Origin of the sequence: Embleya sp. AB8 (assembly GCF_049739465.1) — a bacterium.
GTDB lineage: Bacteria > Actinomycetota > Actinomycetes > Streptomycetales > Streptomycetaceae > Embleya.
The window spans coordinates 190,998-209,267 of sequence record NZ_JBMHHY010000006.1 but is presented as its reverse complement, the minus strand read 5'-3'; the positions used below and the strand labels follow the sequence as shown (position 1 = coordinate 209,267).

The 18,270-nt window shown below is 71.1% G+C and carries 15 protein-coding genes; 3 read left to right on the top strand and 12 right to left on the bottom strand.

The window, feature by feature from the left end:
• Positions 1-125: 125 nt before the first annotated feature.
• Positions 126-1,067: an SGNH/GDSL hydrolase family protein gene (locus ABIA38_RS10980; RefSeq protein ID WP_424638336.1), complete on the bottom strand. Its 942-nt coding sequence runs from the start codon at positions 1,065-1,067 to the stop codon at positions 126-128.
• 352 nt (positions 1,068-1,419) lie between these two features.
• On the opposite strand from ABIA38_RS10980, the gene ABIA38_RS10975 reads away from it, so the two are divergent.
• Positions 1,420-1,914, top strand: coding sequence for a DUF3145 domain-containing protein (locus ABIA38_RS10975; RefSeq protein ID WP_424638335.1), 495 nt, complete (start codon positions 1,420-1,422; stop codon positions 1,912-1,914).
• A 603-nt stretch (positions 1,915-2,517) separates the two neighbouring features.
• On the opposite strand, the gene fabF is transcribed toward ABIA38_RS10975, so the two are convergent.
• The 8 genes from fabF to ABIA38_RS10935 form a co-directional block, all read right to left on the bottom strand.
• Positions 2,518-3,813: a beta-ketoacyl-ACP synthase II gene (gene fabF, locus ABIA38_RS10970; RefSeq protein WP_424638334.1), complete on the bottom strand. Its 1,296-nt coding sequence runs from the start codon at positions 3,811-3,813 to the stop codon at positions 2,518-2,520.
• Positions 3,814-3,958: 145 nt separating this feature from the next.
• Entirely contained in the window at positions 3,959-4,204 is a 246-nt protein-coding gene (locus tag ABIA38_RS10965) for an acyl carrier protein (protein ID WP_424638333.1), read from the bottom strand.
• Between the two features lie 88 nt (positions 4,205-4,292).
• Positions 4,293-5,303: a beta-ketoacyl-ACP synthase III gene (locus ABIA38_RS10960; protein ID WP_424638332.1), complete on the bottom strand. Its 1,011-nt coding sequence runs from the start codon at positions 5,301-5,303 to the stop codon at positions 4,293-4,295.
• Positions 5,300-6,313, bottom strand: coding sequence for an ACP S-malonyltransferase (locus ABIA38_RS10955; RefSeq protein ID WP_424638331.1), 1,014 nt, complete (start codon positions 6,311-6,313; stop codon positions 5,300-5,302). Before ABIA38_RS10955 ends, ABIA38_RS10960 begins: the two co-directional genes overlap by 4 nt.
• Positions 6,314-6,411: 98 nt before the next feature.
• The gene (locus ABIA38_RS10950) at positions 6,412-7,578 is read right to left on the bottom strand and encodes a PucR family transcriptional regulator (RefSeq protein ID WP_424638330.1); all 1,167 of its coding nucleotides are present in this window, start codon (positions 7,576-7,578) and stop codon (positions 6,412-6,414) included.
• 239 nt (positions 7,579-7,817) lie between these two features.
• Entirely contained in the window at positions 7,818-8,630 is an 813-nt protein-coding gene (locus ABIA38_RS10945; protein WP_424638329.1) for an ABC transporter ATP-binding protein, read from the bottom strand.
• Entirely contained in the window at positions 8,627-9,679 is a 1,053-nt protein-coding gene (locus tag ABIA38_RS10940; RefSeq protein ID WP_424638328.1) for a FecCD family ABC transporter permease, read from the bottom strand. Before ABIA38_RS10940 ends, ABIA38_RS10945 begins: the two co-directional genes overlap by 4 nt.
• Before the next feature lie 10 nt (positions 9,680-9,689).
• A complete protein-coding gene (locus tag ABIA38_RS10935; RefSeq protein WP_424638327.1) occupies positions 9,690-10,676 on the bottom strand; it encodes an ABC transporter substrate-binding protein in 987 nt (328 codons plus the stop codon).
• Positions 10,677-11,096: 420 nt separating this feature from the next.
• Between ABIA38_RS10935 and ABIA38_RS10930 the strand changes: the two genes are divergently transcribed.
• Entirely contained in the window at positions 11,097-11,558 is a 462-nt protein-coding gene (locus ABIA38_RS10930) for a MerR family transcriptional regulator (protein ID WP_424638326.1), read from the top strand.
• Entirely contained in the window at positions 11,536-12,534 is a 999-nt protein-coding gene (locus tag ABIA38_RS10925) for an aldo/keto reductase (protein ID WP_424638325.1), read from the top strand. Before ABIA38_RS10930 ends, ABIA38_RS10925 begins: the two co-directional genes overlap by 23 nt.
• A gap of 41 nt (positions 12,535-12,575) precedes the next feature.
• Here ABIA38_RS10925 and ABIA38_RS10920 read toward each other — a convergent pair whose 3' ends face one another.
• From ABIA38_RS10920 to aceE, 3 genes are all read right to left on the bottom strand, one after another.
• The gene (locus ABIA38_RS10920) at positions 12,576-13,733 is read right to left on the bottom strand and encodes an ARPP-2 domain-containing protein (protein WP_424638324.1); all 1,158 of its coding nucleotides are present in this window, start codon (positions 13,731-13,733) and stop codon (positions 12,576-12,578) included.
• Positions 13,730-15,184 (bottom strand): hypothetical protein, encoded by a 1,455-nt coding sequence (locus ABIA38_RS10915; RefSeq protein WP_424638323.1) that lies wholly within the window; start codon positions 15,182-15,184, stop codon positions 13,730-13,732. Before ABIA38_RS10915 ends, ABIA38_RS10920 begins: the two co-directional genes overlap by 4 nt.
• 221 nt (positions 15,185-15,405) lie before the next feature.
• A complete protein-coding gene (gene aceE / locus ABIA38_RS10910; RefSeq protein WP_424638322.1) occupies positions 15,406-18,141 on the bottom strand; it encodes a pyruvate dehydrogenase (acetyl-transferring), homodimeric type in 2,736 nt (911 codons plus the stop codon).
• Positions 18,142-18,270: the final 129 nt, after the last annotated feature.

Below are 18,270 nucleotides of genomic sequence, written 5' to 3'. Positions count from 1 at the left end.
TCTCGTGCCGTATGTGCCCGGTCGGGCGGTTGGTCGCTGTGTGTTGTCGGGCGACTCTTTTCCGTAGTCGAGTCAGAGCTTAGCGGGCTCTTGGGGGATACCGGGAGGGAAATCACTCGTACGGGCTATCCCCATGTGTATCCCTGGCGTGAGGTGACCTCCGCGAGCGTGCGCTGACCGGACACGCTGGGGTGGAACCAGTCCCAGTGGCTGACGTCGTTCTTGCCGAACCGCTGGGTGTTCACCACCCCGCCGTCGTACCGGCAGTTGGACCAGGACGAACACACCTCGCGCAGCTTCGCGTTGTAGGCGGTCACCCGGTCGCGCACCCGCTGCCGACGGTCGACCGCGTCGGGCTTGGTCGACTGCGGGTCCTCCAGCATCGCCTGGCAGACGCCGGCCACCGACCACACCGTGCGGGCCAGGAACTCGTCGTGCCCGGTCTCCCACATCCGCCCCACGTCCGGAATGCTGACCACGAGCACGCGCGCGTGCGGCAGACCGGTACGCAGTACCTGCAGCGCGTCCTTGAACTGGCTTTCGTACGTGCTCGGCGAGGTCATCTCGTCCTCGGCGGACCGGCACGCGTCGTTGGCGCCGATCAGGATCGTCACGTATTCGGCCCGCTGGTCGACCGCCGCGCGAGCCTGACCGGCCAGATCGGCCATCCTCGCGCCGGTCTTGGCGTCGTTGAACACCGCGTTCTCGGGCAGCCCCAACCGTTTGGCGTGCGAGTTCACCTCGGCCGAGGTGCCGGTGGCCCACGACTTGTCCGGGCAGTCCTGAAGCGGCGAACACGTGTCGAAGCCGCGCGTGATCGAGTCGCCGAGCGCGGCCATCGAGCGCGGCTTGGCCGGTGTGGTCGCGGTGGCCGGCGACTCGGCGACGGGCGCCTTCTCGCTGGGCCGTTCGGACGCGGTCGGGTTGCCGGGTTTCGCGGATTGGCCGGTGGTCGGATCGGCCGCCGGGTTGGTACCAACCGCGGCCGGGGCGGACTTGCCGCCGCCGTCCGAGCCCAGACAGGAGGACAACGTCAACAGTGCCGCGACCGTCGTGGTGGTTGCCACCCCTACTCGCCGTTTCCTACCCACGCCGCCCCCTCCGCCCCCTAGCATCGACACGACGATGTTCATCGACGGTACGTCACTCCTTCGTGTGAAGGCCGACACTGCCGGGAGTGGCGTTGTCGGCGGCCGGGCACGTTGAGTGCAGTGGCTCACCATTCCGAGACGGTGAGTAACGAATTGTTCCTTCGCATCGGACAATTGCCCACATGTGATTACGGACAGCAACTGGTGCTTGTGGTACATCCGTGGTCTGTGGGGCACAATGGAAGACCGGGATTCGAACAGGCAGTCCGAGACAAGGGTTGAGGCCGCTGGGGAAGGCGAACCTCGTCCTTGAAGCCTGGAGGTCCCGGTGACGACACGTGGAGTTCTGTACGTGCACTCCGCGCCGCGTGCGCTGTGCCCGCACGTCGAGTGGGCCGCAGCGGGCGTTCTTGGCGTGCGCGTGAGTCTTGACTGGGTCCGCCAGCCGGTGGCGCCCGGCATGTTGCGGGCGGAGCTGTCCTGGCAGGGCACGCCCGGTACTGCGTCGCGCCTGGCCTCGGCGCTGCGCGGGTGGCACCTGCTGCGATTCGAGGCCACCGAGGAACCCTCGGCCAACGCCGAGGGGGAGCGCTACAGCAACACCCCCGACCTCGGCATCTTCCATGCCGTCACGGGGGCGCACGGCGACATCCTGATCCCGGAGGATCGGCTGCGCGCGGTGCTCGGGCGGGCGGCGCGCGGGGAGGTCGATCTGCGCTCCGAGGTGGAGAAGCTGCTCGGCAAGCCGTGGGACGACGAGTTGGAGCCCTTCCGCTATGCGGGGGAGGGCACCCCGGTGCGCTGGCTGCACCAGGTGGTCTGAGCGTGCGGGGGAGCCCCGGGAAGAAGACATACGTATAGACATACCGACGCGAGCGGCCCCTCCGAATCATCCGGAAGGGCCGCTCGCGTCTCCGCCTTCGGGCCGAGAGCGGGTCTCGGCGCGGGATGTCGCGGTGTGCGCCCCGGACTCGCGGCGCCGTGGCGATCGCCTTCGCGACGGTGATCCGGCTCTCGTCCGGACCGCTCGCCTCGCCCACCACGCCGAGGTCGACCATCCGGCGCAAACCGCCCGTGACCTGCCCGTGTTCGGCCGCCGGCGTCGGCTCGACCGACGGATCGCAAACCTCGGCGAGGTGGCACCGGTACGGGCCGCGGACGACCGCGACCGCGCCCCCGGACGGCGACTTCGGCGCTTGTCAGGACCAGTACTTCGGTCCCCCAGAGCAGGAGGTCGTCGCTTCCCGGGCAGCGGGTTGTCTTAGGGGTCGCGACCCCTACCCGGCCAACCCTCGGCGCGTCAGCGCCCACGACTTGATCGTCGACGAGTGATCGACGAGCGCAGCGAGGAGAGCGGCCGGAGGCCGCCGGCGGCGAAGCCGCCCCGCGCGAAGCGCGGCAACAAGGGGGGCCGCGCGGAGCGCGGCTACCGGCGGAAGGCCACCACGACGTTGTGACCGCCGAAGCCGAACGAGTTGTTGAGTGCGGCGATGTCGCCGTCGGGCAGGGTGCGTGCCTCGCCCCGGATGATGTCCAGGTCGACCTCGTCGTCGAGGTCGTCCACGTTGATCGTGGGCGGCGCGGTGCGGTGGTAGAGGGCCAGCACGGTGGCCACCGACTCGACCGCGCCGGTGCCGCCGAGCAGGTGTCCGGTCATCGACTTGGTGCTGGTGACGGTGACTTTGTCGGCCGCCGCGTCGCCCAGGGTGGCGCGGATCGCCTTGAGTTCGGTGACGTCGCCCGCCGGGGTGGAGGTGCCGTGCGCGTTGATGTGCACGATCTCGGCCGGGTCAAGCCCGGCGTCCTCGATGGCCTGGGCCATCGCGCGGCCGATGTCGCGGCCGGTCGGCTCCGGCTGGGCGATGTGGTGGCCGTCGGAGGTGAGTCCGGCACCCGCGACCTCGGCGTAGACGCGGGCCCCTCGGGCCGCCGCGTATTCGGCGCTCTCCAGGACCAGGACGCCCGCGCCCTCGCCCATCACGAAGCCGTCCCGGCCCTTGTCGTACGGGCGCGACGCGCGCTGTGGTTCGTCGTTGCGCTTGGACATCGCCATCATGTTCGCGAAGGCGGCCATCGGCAGCGGGTGGATCGCCGCCTCGGTGCCGCCGCAGACCACCACGTCGGCGCGGCCGGCGCGGATCATCTCCAGGCCGTAGGCGACCGCCTCGGCGCCGGAGGCGCACGCGCTGACGGGGGTGTGTACACCGGCCCGCGCGCCCAGTTCGATGCCGACGTTGGCGGCCGGGCTGTTGGGCATCAACATCGGGACGGTGAGCGGGCCGACCCGACGGGGGCCCTTCTCGTTGAAGATGTCCCACGCGTCGAGCAGGGTGGTGACGCCGCCGATGCCGGAGGCGATCACCACGGCGAGGCGGACCGGATCCACGACGAGCGCGTCCGGGGTGTCCTCGTCGGCCCTGTTCTTCGCCGCGTAACCGGCGTCCCGCCAGGCCTCGCGCGCGGCGATCATGGCGAACTGGCCGGAGCGGTCCAGACGGCGCGCCTCGACCTTCGGCATGACCTCGAGCGGCTCGACCGCGATCCGGGCGGCGAAGGTGACCGGCAGCTGCGCGGCCCATTCCTCGGTCAGCGCCCGCGCGCCGGACGTGCCCGCGAGCAGTGCGGACCACGTGGTCGCGACATCGCCGCCGACCGGCGTGGTCGCGCCCAGACCGGTGACGACCACGGCACGCGTGGCGTCGTTGCGCTCGGTCGACTTCACTGTCTTCTCACTCTCACGCTGTTGATTCGGGCGATCCGGCGACTTCGGACTGTGGCGCGGCCGGGCCCGGTGTGGTTCTGCGACGGACCGGGCCGGACTCGCGGACGCGAATCCGGCCCGGGAAACGACCGGCGCTACATCGGACCTAGGCGGCCTTGACGATGTAGTCCACCGCGTCGCGAACGGTCTTCAGGCCCTTGACGTCGTCGTCCGGGATCTTGACCTCGAACTTCTCCTCGGCCGCCACGACGACCTCGACCATCGACAGCGAGTCCACGTCCAGGTCGTCGATGAACGACTTGTCCAGCTCGACGTCTTCCTCGTCGACGCCGGCGATCTCGTTGACGATCTCGGCGAGGCCCGCGAGGACCTCTTCCGGGGTGGTAGCCATGTTGCTCCTCGATTGGAAAAAACTGCTGCGGTGACAGGTGAAGCCGTACTGCATGTCCGATCGGCGCCTTCCGGCGGCCGACGGGGGACTACGGAAGCGTAATGACCTGGCCGGCGTAGACGAGGCCCGCCCCGAATCCCATGATCAGCGCGGTGCCGCCGCTGACCGCTTCGCCGCTTTCGAGCATGCGCTCCATCGCGAGCGGGATGGACGCCGCCGACGTGTTGCCGTTCTCGGCGATGTCGCGGGCGACCGGTACTTCGGCCGGCAGCTTCAGCGCCTTGATCATCGCGTCGGTGATCCGCATGTTGGCCTGGTGCGGGATGAACGCGTCCAAGTCCTCGGCCTTGACGCCGGCTGCGTCAAGGGCCTGTTCGCACACCTTGGCCATCTCCCACACGGCCCAGCGGAAGACCTTCTGGCCCTCCATCTTGAGCGTGGGGAAGTCCTGGTCGCGGTTGTCGCGCAGATCGTTCCAGTCGACGGTCTGGGTGATCGCCTCGGCCTGCGAGCCGTCCGAGCCCCACACCACCGGACCGATGCCCGGGGTGGTCGAGGGTCCGATCACGACCGCGCCGGCGCCGTCGCCGAAGATGAACGCGGTGCCGCGGTCGTCGAGGTTGGTCAGGTCGCTCAGTCGCTCGACGCCGATCACCAGGACGTATTCGGCGCTGCCGCCGCGGACCATGTCACTGGCCAGCGAGACGCCGTAGCAAAAGCCCGCGCAGGCCGCAGAGACGTCGAAGGCCGCGGCCCGGCCGCCGCCCGCGCCCAGGCGGTGGGCGATCTCGGTGGCGATCGCCGGGGTCTGCTTGAGGTGGGTGACTGTCGACACGATCACGCAGCCCACCTGCGCGGGGTCCAGGCCGGCGTGCGCGAGCGCCTTGCCGGCCGCCGCGATCGACATCTCGGCGACGGTCTCCTCGGGGGAGGCCCAGCGCCGGGTCCGGATCCCCGAACGCGACTGGATCCACTCGTCGGACGAGTCGATCCGGTCCACCAGCTCGGAGTTGGGCACGATCCGACTCGGACGGTAGCCACCGACGCCGAGGATGCGCGCGTGCGCGGCTCCGGCGCGGGGGGTGATGGATGCGCTCACGCGTGGTCCTCCCGTACGGGTTCACGGCCGGGTGGGTTCGCGGCCGAGTGCAGAGCGGATGGCGCCGGTTGCGTCGTGACGGTGCCGCCGTGCGTGTCGATCAGGTCGCGGGCGGCCTCGAGGTCGTCCGGGGTCTTGAGCGCGACGGTCGCCACGCCGGGCAGGGCACGCTTGGCCAGCCCGGTCAGGGTGCCCGCCGGGGCGACCTCGATCAGGCCGGTGACGCCCAGGTTCTTCATGGTCTCCATGCACAGGTCCCACCGCACCGGGTTGGAGACCTGGGTGACCAGCCGCTTGACCACGTCGTGCCCGTCGTGCAGCACGGCGCCGTCGGAGTTGGAGATGAACGGGGTGCGCGGGTCGCGCACGGTGACGCCGGGGACCAGCTCGGCGAGCCGGCTCACCGCGGCGGCCATGTGCTCGGTGTGGAACGCGCCGGCCACCGCCAGCGGCCGTACTCGGGCCTTCTCCGGCGGGTCGGCGGCGAACGCGGCGAGCTGCTCCAGGGTGCCGGCCGCGACGATCTGGCCGGCGCCGTTCAGGTTGGCCGGGGTCAGGCCGTGTTCGGCGATCTTGGCGAGCACCGTCTCCCGGTCGCCGCCGAGCACCGCGCTCATCCCGGTCCGGGTGACCGCGGCGGCCGCGGCCATCGCCCGGCCTCGCTCGCGGACCAGGGTCAGCGCCGACTCGGCGCTGAGGATCCCGGTGCCGGCCGCGGCGGTCAGCTCGCCGACGCTGTGGCCGGCGGTGGCGCCGACCACGCGGGCCGCGTCGGCGGGGTTGGGGAACAGCGCGAGGGTGGCCACCAGACCTGAGGCGACGAGCAGCGGCTGGGCCACGGCGGTGTCCCGGATCTCGTCCGCGTCGGCCTTGGTGCCGTAGTGGATCAGGTCGAGGCCGGTGACGGCGGACCACCAGCGCAGCCGGTCGGCCACGCCGTCGAGGTCGAGCCAGGGGGCGAGGAATCCGGGCGTCTGGGCACCCTGTCCGGGAGCGACGAGTACGAGCACGAGGTCAAGCCTCTCTCCTGCGAGGGGTGACACCCCCTTATCGGCAGGGACGAAGATCCGATGGCGACTTTGTTGGGTTGCTACAAAAAGGTCTCGGGCTAGCTCTCGATCGCGGCCAGCCGGCCGAGGATCAGCGAGACCTGGAGGGTGAATGCGGAACGGGTCTCGGTCGGCACGAGTCCGGTGACGTCCACGACACGTCGGAGCCGGTAGCGCACGGTATTCGGGTGTACGAAGAGCATCCGGGCGGCTCCTTCGAGACTCGCTGCCTGCTCCAGGTATACGGAAAGTGTCTCCAGGAGCGCGGAGCCGGCCGCGTGCAGAGGTATGTAGATCTCCTCCACCAACTGCTCCCGAGCCTCGTCGTCCCCGGCGAGCGCGCGTTCGGGCAGCAGATCGTCGGCGGAGACCGGGCGCGGGGCGTCCGGCCAGGCCACACACGCGCGGTGGCCGGACATCGCGGCCTGTGCGGAGCGTACGGCGGCCAGCAGGTCCGGCACCTCGGGGCCGACCACCACCGGACCCGGGCCGAACTGGCCGATCAGCGAGCGGGTCGCCCGGATCGGATCGTCGGTGCCGCCCAGGATCACCACGAGCCGCTCGCCCTGGACGCCGGTGAGCACGTTGAGCCGGGCATGCCGGCCGGCGCGGTGGATGCCGTCGACGACCTCCTGGGCGTCCGCGTCCGGGGCGTTGCCGACCACCACCATGACCGAGTCGGGGGAGCCCCAGCCCAGGGCGGAGGCGCGGGAGAGGATGCCCTCGTCCGCCTCGCCGCGCAGCAGCGAGTGCACCACCAGGGCCTCCAGGCGGGCGTCCCAGGCGCCGCGGGTCTCGGCCGCGTGCGCGTACACCTGCGCGGTGGCGAAGGCGATCTCCCGGGAGTAGAGCAGCAGTGCCTCACGCAACACCTGCTCGTAGCCGGGGGCGGCCAGCGTGGCGATCTCCGCCTCGACCACCTCGATCGTGGTGCGGATCAGCTCGACGGTGTGCGGCAGTGTGATGGTGCGGGTCAGCTCGCGCGGCGCGGTGCCGAACACGTCGGCGCTGACCTTCTGCGGTGTCTCCGGGTGGCGGAACCACTCGGTGAAGGCGGAGATGCCGGCCTGCGCCACGAGACCGATCCAGGATCGGTTGTCGGCGGGCATGTTCCGGTACCAGGGAAGGGCCTCGTCCATCCGCGCGAGCGCCGCGCCGGCCAGGGCGCCGGCGGACTTCTCGAGCCGGCGGACGGTCGCGGCACGCAAATCGGGCTTGGAACTCACGAGGCAATCATGCTCCTCCCGAGGCGGCGGCCCGGACCGGGCTCGGGCGGGGGTGCCTGTGGCGCGGGGTGGCGCGGGTCGTGGGCGGGGTGGGGACGGCGACCGGGTCGGGGGGAGGCGGGGTGAGGGGGAGGACCGCGGTCGTGTCTGCACAGCGTGGGTCGGGTGGTGGTGGGCGCGAGTGGGTCGAGGGGTGTGGGTTGTCGGTGGAGCTGTGCGGGTGATGCCGGGGGAGGGGGTCATCCGGGGGTCTCGGTGGTGGCCCGGGGTGGGTGTTCGGGGCGGGTCAGGTGTACCCGGGGGCGGCCGTCGGGGCCCGGGGATACCGAGACTCGGGCCTGGTAGTGCTCGGCGATGGACTCCGGGGTGAGGACTTCGGCGGGTGGGCCGGTGGCCACCGCCCGGCCGGCGACCAGGAGGAGCAGGCGGTCCGCGTACTGGGCGGCCACGCCGAGGTCGTGGAGGGTGGTGAGGACGGTCAGGCCGTCGTCTCGGCGCAGCGCGTCGACGAGTTCCAGGACCTGTTGTTGATGGCCCGGGTCGAGTGCGGTGGTGGGCTCGTCCAGGAGGAGTATCGGGGCCTGTTGGGCGAGGGCGCGGGCCAGGACCACACGTTGGCGTTCGCCGCCGGAGAGGCGGCCCACGTCGCGGTCGGCGAACGCGGCCAGGTCGAGGCGGTCGAGTACCTCGTCGGCGATCGCCCGGTCGCGCCGCCCGGGGCGGGCCAGGTAGCCCAGGTGGGGGGTGCGGCCGAGCAGGACGTATTCGCGTACCGGCATCTGCGCTGGGACCACCGGGTTCTGCGCGGTGTAGGCGATGGTCCGGGCCAGTTCGCGCTGGGACAGGTCGCGGACCGGGCGGTCCCCGACGGTGATCGAGCCCAGGTGGGGCAGCAGCCCGGCGATCGACTTGAGCAGGGTGGACTTGCCCGCGCCGTTGGGGCCGATCACCGCGAGCCATTCGCCGGGCTCGACGTCGACATCGACGCCGCGCAGCACCGGGCAGTGGTCCCGGTCCACGCCCGCCTCGCGCAGTGCCAGGCGGGCGCTCATACGTCCACCCGCCGGGTGCCGCGCAGTACGAAGACGAAGAACGGCGCGCCGACGAACGCGGTGACCACGCCGATCGGCAGCTCGCCGGGCGCGGTGACGGTGCGCGCGAGCACGTCGGTGAGCACCAGGAACGCCGCGCCGCACAACAGCGACATCGGCAACACCCGCCGGTAGCTGCCGCCCACCAGGCGGCGCACCAGGTGCGGCACGACGATCCCGACGAAGCCGATCAGGCCGCTGATCGCGACCGCCGACGCGGTGGCGAGGGACGCGGCGAGCAGCACCACCAGGCGGACCCGGCCGGGGCGGACGCCGAGTCCGGCGGCCTCCTCGTCGCCGACCGACATGACGTCGAGCAGGCGGCCGTGCAGGACCAGGACGACGGTGCTGACCAGGGCGTACGGCAGGATCATCCGCAGGTCGGCCCAGCCGATCCCGGACAGTCGGCCGAACAGCCACGAGTAGATCCGGCGCAGCTCGTCGGTGTTGGCGGACTGTACGTAGGTCTGCGCGGCGGCCAGGAACTGGGCGACCGCGACGCCGGCCAGGACCAGGTTCGCGGTGCCGCCGGAGCGGCTCGTGCCAGCGCCGATCGTGTACGCGAGCAGCACCCCGCCGAGCGCGCCGACGAACGACGCGAGCGGCACGACCGGGATGCCGCCCACACTGTCCCCGTGCGCGTAGACGATCACCAGCGTCGCGCCCAGACCCGCGCCGGAGGCCGCGCCGAGCAGGTAGGGGTCGGCCAGCGGATTGCGGAAGACGCCCTGGTAGCCGGCGCCGGCCAGGCCCAGCAGCCCGCCCACGGTCACCGCGGCCAGCACCCGGGGCAATCGCAGGTCGATCAGCACCGCGTACTGCACGGGGGTGAGCCCGTGGTCGAGGTGCACGAAGGGCAGCTGGTCGAGCAGCGCGAGGACCACGCCGCGGGCGGGTAGGTCGGCCGCGCCCACGGTCAACCCGAGCACGACGGCACCGACGAGCAACAGGCCCGCGCCGAGCGGGGGCAGGGCTGCTCGCGGGCGTTTGCCGACCGGGAGAGAGTGCATGAGCCGGCCGTCAGCCCTGCGTCGCACCGGCCTTGGCCACCGCCTGCGACACCGCGCGGACCAGGTCCACCACGCGCGGGCCCCAGCGCGAGGCGATGTCGTCGTCGAGCCCGATCACGCCGCCGTTGCGCACGGCGGTCACCCGGTCCCAGCCCGGCCGCTTGCCCACCGTGTCGGCGTTTTGGCCGCAACACTTCGTGTCGGCCAGGAAGACCAGGTCGGGGTTGGTCTGCACGAGGTATTCGGCGGAGAGCTGCGGGTAGCCGGTGCCCGCCTTGTCCGCGTCGTCGGCGATGTTCTTCAGACCGAACTGCGCGTACACCTGACCGATGAAGGTCTTCGAGGTCGAGGTGTAGAGCGTGTTGTCCAGCTCGTGGAAGTAGGTCAGCTGCTTCGCGGGCTTCGGCGTGGCGGCGACGATCGTGGCGATGTCGGTCTTCATCCTGGTGGCGACCTCACCCGCCTGCGTGGTGTGCCCGGTGGCCGTGCCGAGCGTGTTCAGCTGGGCGTACGAGTCGTCGAAGGTCTTTGCCGCCGGGGTCAGCACGACCGGGATCTTCAGCTTGTTCAGCGCGGCGACCAGGCCGTCCGTGTCGGCCGAGGCGATGACCAGGTCGGGCGTGTAGTTGGTGATCGCCTCGACGTTCGGCTTGAAGCCGGACAGCTTGGTCTTGGGCGCGCTCGCCGGGAAATTCGACTGGTCGTCGACCGCGGTGACCTGGCCGCCGGCGCCGATCGCGAAGAGCATCTCGGTCGCGCTGGGCGCCAGCGAGACGATCTTCTTCGGCGCGGCGGGGATGGTGACCTTGGTGCCGTCGGAGTCGACCGTCGCCGGGAAGGACTTGGCGTCGGGACCGGTGCCGGCGGCCGACCCGCCGGTTGTTGCCGGGGTGCCCTGGGCCTTTTTGTCCTTCGAGTCGTCCGAGCCGCACCCGGTCAGGACGAGCACGCCGAGCAGCAGCGCGGTGGCGGAACGAAGCAGGGGTACGGATCTCAACGCGAACTCCAGGTCCTCGGACGCGGCAGGCGTCGGGACCCGTGGAGACGGATCGCCCCTCCTGCGAGGCCGATGTCGTCGGTGCGGACGAGGCGACCTGGCTCGTCCCCGAGCGGCAGGCCGCTGCCGGGGCATCACAGTTGCGGGACAGCGCCGGGATCCCACCGGACTTCGCTGCGTTCGACACCGTCGGCGACAACCGGCCGCCGACGCGCGAACGATACCAATCGGGTCGTTCACCGTCGGTGATTGGGGTGGTTTGGGGGTGCTGCGGGGGCCCGCCGGCGGGTCGGTCGAGTCATCCCGCCGGATCGGGTTGACCCGGGTGTGGGAGGTGCGGCTTGCTTGGAGTGCGCTCCAACTCCGTAGCGTTTGTGTCATGCCCGTCCCACCGACGGGCTTCCCACCGGAGGCTTCCCGATGTCGGCCACGCGGACCATCACCCCCGACGACTACGAGGTCGGCAAGTACTCGATCGGCGCAGTGGCCGAGCGCACCGGGCTGACCGCACACACCCTGCGCTGGTACGAGCGGATCGGCCTGATGCGGCACGTGAGTCGACAGGGGCCCCGGACGGGACAGGGCGGCAACGGGCGAGGCACTCGGCGGCGCTACAGCGACCGCGACCTCGACTGGCTGGAATTCGTCGGCAAGATGCGGCTGACCGGGATGCCGGTGGCGGACATGCTTCGGTACGCGGAGCTGGTCCGCCAGGGCGACGCGACCCGATTCGCCCGCCGGGAACTGCTCGAGGAGCACCGCGAGGAGGTCCGCAACCGGATCAGCGATCTCCAGAGTTGCCTACTCGTCATCGACCACAAGATCGAGTCGTACGCGGACGCAGAGCGGAGCAATCACGATGAGCACTCTCAAGCTGGGTAACGACGGCCCCGAGGTCTTCGCCCAGGGCCTGGGCTGCATGGGCATGAGCGCCTTCTACTCGGGCGCCGACCACAACGAGTCGGTGGCCACCCTGGAGCGCGCGCTCGAGCTGGGCGTGACGCTGTTCGACACCTCGGACATGTACGGCCCGCACACCAACGAGGAACTGCTCGGCGCATTCCTCGCCGAGGCCGGGCGCCGTGAGCGGGTCACCCTGGCCACCAAGTTCGCGGTCAACGTCACACCCGACGGCGGGCGGGAGATCCGCGGCGACGCGGCCTACGTCAAGCAGGCCGCCGAGGGCAGCCTGCGCCGGTTGCGCACCGACGTGATCGACCTGTACTACATGCACCGCCGGGACGTGCGGGTGCCGATCGAGGAGACCGTCGGCGCGATGGCCGAACTGGTCCGCGAGGGCAAGGTCCGACACCTGGGCCTGTCCGAGGTCACCGCCAAGGAACTGCACGCGGCGGCGGCCGTGCACCCGATCGCCGCCGTGCAGTCGGAGTGGAGCCTGTTCACCCGCGACATCGAGGAGAGCGTGGTGCCCGCCGCGCGCGAGGTGGGCGCGGCCCTGGTCGCCTACTCGCCGCTCGGCCGAGGCTTCCTGACCGGTGCCTGGGCCGCCGCCGAGACGCTGCCGGAGAGCGACTTCCGCCGCTCCCAGCCGCGCTTCACCGGGGACAACGCGGCGGCGAACACAGCGATCCTGGCGCCGGTGCGGGCGATCGCCGAGGCGCACGGGGCCACCCCCGCGCAGGTCGCGCTGGCGTGGGTGCACTCGCGCACGCGGGCGTGGGGTCTGTCGGTGGTGCCGATCCCGGGCACCACCAAGCCGCACCGCCTGGAGGAGAACGTGGCGGCCACCGAACTGGTGCTCACCGAGGCCGAGCTGGCCGCGTTGGAGCCGATTGCCGGGCAGGTCACCGGGGCCCGGTACCCGGACATGTCGGCGACCTTCAACGACCGCGACTGACCCGCACGCCGACGCCGAGACCGGCCCCGCTCGGGCCGGCCTCAGCGGTGGCGTCCCTCGCGCTCCAGACGGGCCACCACGTGCGCCCGCAGCAGGTGGTCGAAGCCCGAGTCGTGGATCCGGCGTTCCAGCGCGGTCGGCGTGGTGCGCAGGTCGGTCGCGGCGGCGATCAGGTCCCAGTCGTGGGCGGCCAACCGGGAGAGCAGGTGACCTCGGCGGACCTGCTGCGCCGACAGCAGGAACGTCTTGCAGTAGGCGAGCCGGCCGTCCTGGTGGGTGATCCGCTCGCCGATGTGGTTCTCCTCGTCGAGCCGGAACGAGGGCAGGAAGCGGCCGAGTTCGTACGGGCCCAGGCGGTACACGCGCTGGTGCGTGTACGCCTGCTCGGCGGTGAGCCCGGACGTCATCAGCCCGTGGAACCGCCCCCACGCGTCGTGCTGCCCGGCCGCCTCGCGACGCAGATCCGCGAGCGAGGACACCCGGTCGGCGTCCAGCTCGGCCACGAAGTCGGGCACCGGCGCGGCGTAGTGGGCGTAGTGGTAGAGGGTTTCCCCGTACATGTCGGTCAACAGCGTGGCGTGCAGGGCCCGATAGTCGGCCGGATGCGGCACCACGAACACGCTCGCGAGCGCGTCCGCGACATAGAGCGCGACGCCGCATTGGCCCGGGTGGATCTCGAACACCTTGAGCGCGTCCGCCAATCCGCGCACCTGGCCGCCGCAGAACGCCTCCTCCACGCGCGGCGACAGGCCCTCGCGTACGGCCCGGTCGGTCCACTCCTCCCACGCGATCGAGGGGCCGCCGAAGTGCAGCGCCAGATAGCCCTCCAGGGCCAGGTGCATCGGCAGGAAGCGCAGTCGGGTGCCGTCCACCCGACGGGCCATCCGGCGCAGCGCCCGAGCGGGCCGGCGGATCTTCGCCCGGGGCGGCGGCGCGGGTCGTTCCTGGAGTTGGGTGCCGAAGACCGCCGCGGGGTCCTCGCCGACGTCCCAGGAGGCGACGAAGGCGTGCGGGATGAACGAGCGGTAGAACGTGCGGTCGCCGAGGTCGACGATCGACGGGTCGCCGGCCTGGTAGACGCGCTCGTCCAGGCGCAGGTCGGTGATCGGCGTGTCCCGGACCAGCGGTACCAGCCGGATCCCGCCCCAGACCTGGGCGGGGCGCGCGGTCAGGCCGGTCAGCTCGAAGTCGCCGATCATGCCGGCACCTTTCCGCTCTGCCGCCCGGGGTGGTTCCTGCTGCGAAAGCGGTCCTCGCGGGCCGTGAGGTATTCGCTCAGCTCCGCGAAACCGGCCCGGCCCTCGGCGAATCGGGCCAGTTCGATCAGCGCCGGTACGTCCTCCGCGTCGCGCACCCCCACCGTCGGTACGCTCGCGGCCAGCCGCTTCACATCGAAGCCGGTCGCGTCGTACACCGGATTCAGGTGCACCACGGTGGTCGCCCCGGCCGGGTCGAGCCGCTCGCGCCACACCCGCAGCACCTCGGCGGCCAGCCCGGGCGGGCTGTTGTCCCACCCGTCCGAGACCACGACCAGACGGTCCGGGGCCAGTTCGAGCGCGTCGATCAGCCGCTCGCCCAGCGGCGTGGGCCCGCTCGGCCGGACCAGGAGCGGATCGTGCAGCCCCGAGGTCCACAGGCCGGTGAACTCCCGGGCGAGCGCCTTCAGCAGGAAGCGGCAGGCCAGCGCGACGGCCAGCGGGCGCTGCCGCTTCGTGGTCGAGCCGAACGAGGAGAAGCTGTCGTCGAGCACCGCCACCACCCGCCCCCACGACCCGGCCGCGTCGCCCGCCGCCCGGCGTGCCGACTCGGTCAGCGCGGTCCGCAACTCGTCGTAGCGGGCGGTGCGCTCGGCCCGGGACAGGGACAGTACGTAGGACGCGAGCCGGGTCAGCGGCTGCTCGGCCAACTCGGCCCGGACCGCGCCCACCTCGGCCCGCTCGCCGGCGCGCTGGAGGCGCAGTCGTTCGAGCCGGGTCAGCTGCGGGGCGATCCGCTCCAGGAACACGGCGCGCTTGATGCCGTGCTTCCCGGCGAGCCCCTCGGCGACGGTGTACGGCAGTTCGTACAGCGCGCTCTGCGCGTAGTGCGCCTGCCGCCAGCTCTCGAACAGCGGGGTGCCGAACACCGGCACCTTGCGGGTCGCGGTGAACAGGAACTTCCCGGTCTCGGCGGGCGCGGGCAGGTGCGCGTGGCGCAGCACGGCCTTGACGGCGCTGCGGTACTTCACCGCGTCGAAGACCGGATCGCGGCGCTGCGCCGTCCAGTCGCGCATGATCGCGCGGGTGCGGCGGTTGTTGACGCCGCGCCGGGCCAGCTCGCGGAAGAGCTTGTAGACCCGCTGAGGGGCCATCAGTTCGAGCCGGCGGGCGATCAGTTCGCCCTCGCGGCGGCGCGTCTGGGGAGTCAGCTCGCGGCTGCTCTCCAGGAGGTGCCGGACGATCAGGGCGGCGTTGAAGTCGTTGATGTCCAGGGCGAGCGTCGCGGCGTAGAGCTCACGGTAGTTGCCCGCGACATACGCGTGCAGGAACTCGACGGACAAGCGCTGCTCGTCCGCGTCGTCGCGGAACTCGCGCTGGCCGGTCGAGGTCACCGCCGCGTTGACGAACATCACCACGTCCTCGCACGCGACCGACTCCCGGCGATCCACCACACGTCCCCTCGACCGAGCAAGAACCGAGGCCGGCCGGGGAATGGAGGCGCGAACTGCGAAGTGACGCTTAAGAGGCGGTTCCGAAAGTCGCAGCCGAAGTCCCGCGGCCGGCCGGGGACGAGTCTAGGCCCCCGCTCGTCGCGCCGGGTCGGCAATAACGGCGGCGGCCCCGATCCCGGGTGGGATCGAGGCCGCCGCCGCTTGTCGCTATCGGGTGTCGATCAGGCGTCGCCGCCGACCGTGCCCACTCCGGCCGCCTTGACGTCCAGGAGTTCGTACTTCTTGATCGCCTCCGCGACCACGCCCGGGTCGATCTCGCCCCGGCGGGCCAGCTCGGACAACACGCCCACCACGACGGACTCGGTGTCCACGTGGAAGAAGCGCCGCGCCGCGCCGCGCGTGTCCGCGAAGCCGAAGCCGTCGGTGCCGAGCGAGGCGAAGTCGGCCGGGACCCAGCGGGAGATCTGGTCCGGGACGGCCCGCATCCAGTCGCTGACCGCCACCACCGGGCCGGGCCGGCCGTCGAGTACTCGGGTCACGTACGGGATGTGCGGCTCGGCCTCGGGGTGGAGCAGGTTGTGCTCCTCCGCCGCGACCGCGTCGCGCCGCAGCTCGTTCCAGGACGTGGCCGACCACACGTCGGCGACCACGTTCCAGTCCTCGGCGAGCAGCTTCTGCGCCCCGAGGGCCCACGGCATGCCGACCCCGGAGGCCAGGATCTGGGCGCGCAGCGCACCCGGCTTGGCGGGACCGTCCTGGTAGAGGTACAGACCCTTGAGGATGCCGTCCACGTCGACGTTCGCGGGCTCCGCCGGCTGCGCGATGGGCTCGTTGTAGACCGTCATGTAGTAGAAGATGTCCTCGGCGTCCGGACCGTACATCCGGCGCAGACCGTCCTTGACGATGTGCGCGATCTCGTACGAGAACGCCGGGTCGTACGCCACACACGCCGGGTTCGTCGAGGCCAGCAGCTGCGAGTGGCCGTCCGCGTGCTGGGTGCCCTCACCGGTCAGCGTGGTGCGACCGGCCGTGGCGCCGAGCACGAAGCCGCGGCTGAGCTGGTCGGCCATCTGCCAGAACTGGTCGCCGGTGCGCTGGAACCCGAACATCGAGTAGAAGACGTACACGGGGATCATCTGCTCGCCGTGCGTCGAATACGTCGAGCCCGCGGCGATCAGCGACGCCACACAGCCGGCCTCGGAGATGCCGTCGTGCAACATCTGACCCTGCGCCGACTCCTTGTACGACAGGAGCAGTTCACGGTCCACCGAGTCGTAGGTCTGCCCGTGCGGGTTGTAGACCTTGGCGGTCGGGAACATCGCGTCCATGCCGAACGTGCGGTACTCGTCCGGCGCGATCGGCACGAAGCGCTTGCCGATCTCGCCGTCGCGCATCAGGTCCTTGAGCAGCCGGACGAACGCCTGCGTCGTGGCGACCGGCTGCTTCGAGCCCTTCTTGAGCACGCTGTAGACCGGGTCGCCGGGGAGCTTGAGCGGCTTGGACCGGTCCAGCCGGCGCGGCAGCGAACCGCCGAGCGCGGCGCGGCGCTCGCGCATGTACTCCATCTCCTCGGACTTCTCACCGGGGTGGAAGTACGGGGGGATGTCGCCTTCGAGCTGCTCGTCGCTGATCGGCAGGTAGAGCCGGTCGCGGAACGCCTTCAGGTCCGACTTGGTGAGCTTCTTCATCTGGTGCGTGGCGTTGCGCGACTCGAAGTTCGGGCCGAGCGTCCACCCCTTCACCGTCTGCGCCAGGATCACCGTCGGCTGACCGACGTGCTCGCGCGCCGACTTGAAGGCCGCGTAGACCTTGCGGTAGTCGTGCCCGCCGCGGCCGAGCTTTTGGATGTCCTCGTCGGACAGGTCCTGCACCATGCGGCGCAGGCGCGCGTCGTCGCCGAAGAAGTGCTCGCGCACGTAGGCGCCGGACTCCACCGCGTAGGTCTGGAACTGGCCGTCGGGCGTCGTGTTCATCTTGTTCACGAGCGCGCCGTCGGTGTCCTGGGCCAGCAGCGGGTCCCAGTCGCGGCCCCAGACGACCTTGATCACATTCCAGCCGGCGCCGCGGAAGTACGACTCCAGCTCCTGGATGATCTTGCCGTTGCCGCGCACCGGGCCGTCCAGGCGCTGCAGGTTGCAGTTGATCACGAAGGTGAGGTTGTCGAGTTCCTCACGCGCGGCCAGACCGATGTTGCCCAGCGACTCCGGCTCGTCCATCTCGCCGTCGCCGAGGAAGGCCCAGACGTGGCTGCGCGAGGTGTCCTTGATGTTCCGGTTGTGCAGGTATCGGTTGAACCGGGCCTGGTAGATCGCCCCGAGCGGGCCGAGGCCCATCGAGACGGTCGGGAACTCCCAGAACTCGGGCATCATTCGCGGGTGCGGGTAGCTCGGCAGCCCGTTCGGGGCGGCCGACTTCTCCTGGCGGAAGCCGTCGAGCTGGGCCTCGCTCAGGCGTCCTTCCAGGAAGGCACGTGCGTAGATGCCCGGGGACGCGTGTCCCTGGAAGTAGATCTGGTCGCCCGACTCCCCGTGGTCCTTGCCCCGGAAGAAGTGGTTGAAGCCGACCTCGTACAGGCTCGCCGACGACGCGTAGGTGGCGATGTGACCGCCGACCCCGAGCCCCGGGCGGTTCGCCCGCGACACCATGATCGCGGCGTTCCACCGGACGAACGCACGGATGCGTCGTTCGATGTTCTCGTCGCCGGGGAACCAGGGCTCGCTCTCGGGGGCAATCGTGTTGATGTAGTCCGTGCTGCGCAGGCCCGGCACGCCGACCTGTCGTTCACGGGCCCGTTCGAGCAGCTTGAGCATGATGTATCGGGCTCGCTGGCGGCCCTGCTCGTTGATGACTGCGTCCAGCGACTCCAGCCATTCCCCGGTCTCGTTCGGATCGATGTCGGGGAGCTGGCTCGGGAGGCCGTCGCTGATGATCGAGAAGCGCTCTCGTCCGGAAGCCACGCTGTTCCTTCGCCTTATCGGTAGATGGGGACCCTCCCCGCGAGAGCGGGGTCGACCACCCTGAGCGGTGTCGCGCCGTCCCCATCGTGGTACCCGGACGTTGGATCCGTCATCTCTACCGACCGGTAA

Excerpts from the sequence above, each read along its gene's own strand:
- ABIA38_RS10965 (WP_424638333.1), bottom strand. The coding sequence starts at position 4,204 with ATGGCTACCACCCCGGAAGAGGTCCTCGCGGGCCTCGCCGAGATCGTC.
- ABIA38_RS10945 (WP_424638329.1), bottom strand. The coding sequence starts at position 8,630 with ATGAGCGCCCGCCTGGCACTGCGCGAGGCGGGCGTGGACCGGGACCAC.
- ABIA38_RS10940 (WP_424638328.1), bottom strand. The coding sequence starts at position 9,679 with ATGCACTCTCTCCCGGTCGGCAAACGCCCGCGAGCAGCCCTGCCCCCG.
- ABIA38_RS10930 (WP_424638326.1), top strand. The coding sequence starts at position 11,097 with ATGTCGGCCACGCGGACCATCACCCCCGACGACTACGAGGTCGGCAAG.
- ABIA38_RS10925 (WP_424638325.1), top strand. The coding sequence starts at position 11,536 with ATGAGCACTCTCAAGCTGGGTAACGACGGCCCCGAGGTCTTCGCCCAG.
- ABIA38_RS10920 (WP_424638324.1), bottom strand. The coding sequence starts at position 13,733 with ATGATCGGCGACTTCGAGCTGACCGGCCTGACCGCGCGCCCCGCCCAG.